At 72.9% G+C, this 1,390-nt stretch carries 2 protein-coding genes; both read right to left on the bottom strand.

The window, feature by feature from the left end; all coding sequences use genetic code 11:
• The coding region (locus G6028_RS10495) for a cobyrinic acid a,c-diamide synthase CobB (RefSeq protein WP_338404196.1) at window positions 1–664 on the bottom strand (664 nt) is incomplete at its 3' end.
• Complete coding sequence (gene cobO / locus G6028_RS10490; RefSeq protein WP_182639643.1) at window positions 661–1,275, bottom strand: cob(I)yrinic acid a,c-diamide adenosyltransferase; 615 nt, start codon at window positions 1,273–1,275, stop codon at window positions 661–663. The genes cobO and G6028_RS10495, both read right to left, overlap by 4 nt.
• Window positions 1,276–1,390 lie beyond the last annotated feature (115 nt).

Here is a 1,390-nt window from a genome sequence, read left to right as displayed (position 1 = left end):
GGCGATCCGCGAGGTGGTCGAGGCTGCCGGCCGCCCCCGGTCGCTCGGCCGCGGGGACCAGGCCGAGGTGGCGGGACGGGGCGGTGACCTCGTCGTCCCGGCTCAGCACCCCGAGCACGGGGATCCCCAGTGGCTCGAGGGCGCGGCGCACCTCGTCCGAGTGCCGGACGGAGCCGGCCTTGTTGAGGATCACGCCGCCGATCCGGACGGACGGGTCGAACGTCGCCATCCCCAGCACCACGGCCGCGATGCTGCGCGAGGCGTGGGAGATGTCCACCACCAGCAGGACCGGGGTGTCGGTGAGGCCGGCGACGTGGGCGGTGGAGGAGAAGCCGTCGCCCCCGATCTGGCCGTCGTACAGGCCCATCACGCCCTCGATCACCGCGACGTCGGCCGGCCGCGGCGCGGCCTGCGCGCCGTGTAGCAGGAGGGGCACGATTCTGTGCTCGCCGACCAGGTGCGGGTCGAGGTTGCGGCCCGGCCGCCCCGTCGCGAGCTCGTGGTAGCCCGGGTCGATGTAGTCGGGGCCGACCTTGTGGCCCGAGACCGTCAGGCCCCTGCGCCGCAGGGCCGCCATGAGCCCGGTGGCGACGGTGGTCTTGCCGTGACCCGACGCCGGAGCGGCCACCACGAGCCGGGGCAGGTCGGTGCGCGATCCGGTCACCATTCGATCCCCCTCTGACCCTTCTGGCCGGCGTCCATCGGGTGCTTGACCTTGGTCATCTCGGTGACGAGGTCGGCGACCTCGATCAGCCGGGGGGCGGCGTCGCGGCCGGTGATCACCACGTGCTGCCGACCGGGCCGCGAGGTCAGCGTCTCGACCACGTCCTCGACGTCCACCCAGCCCCACTTCATCGGGTAGGTGAACTCGTCGAGCAGGTAGAGGTCGTGCCGCTCGTCGGCGAGCCGGCGCTTGATCTCCGCCCAGCCCTCGGCGGCGTCCGCGGCGTGGTCCTCCTCGGTGCCGTCCTTGCGCGACCACGACCAGCCCGAGCCCATCTTGTGCCACTCCACGGGCCCGCCCTCACCGGTCTCGGCGTGCAGGCGGGCGAGGCGTTCCATCACCGTCTGCTCGCCGATGCGCCACTTGGCGGACTTGACGAACTGGAACACCCCGATGTCCCACCCCTGGTTCCAGGCACGCATGGCCAGGCCGAACGCGGCCGTGGACTTCCCCTTGCCGGGCCCGGTGTGGACCATGATCAGGGGCTTGTTGCGGCGTTGCCGGGTGCTCAGCCCGTCGTCGGGCACGCGGGCCGGTTGTCCCTGCGGCATCAGGCCACCTCTCCCTCTGTCAGCGCCGTGGTGCGGCGGTCAGGGGCCGTGTGGGTGCGGACGGTGCGGGTCAGTCCCTCGGCCGTCACCTCGCCCAGCGGGATGTGCTCGGCGC

Source organism: Dietzia cercidiphylli (genome assembly GCF_014145145.1).
In the GTDB taxonomy this organism is placed as follows: domain Bacteria; phylum Actinomycetota; class Actinomycetes; order Mycobacteriales; family Mycobacteriaceae; genus Dietzia; species Dietzia natronolimnaea.
This window is presented reverse-complemented; position numbering and strand designations above follow the sequence as displayed.

Excerpts from the sequence above, each read along its gene's own strand:
- cobO (WP_182639643.1), bottom strand. The coding sequence starts at position 1,275 with ATGCCGCAGGGACAACCGGCCCGCGTGCCCGACGACGGGCTGAGCACC.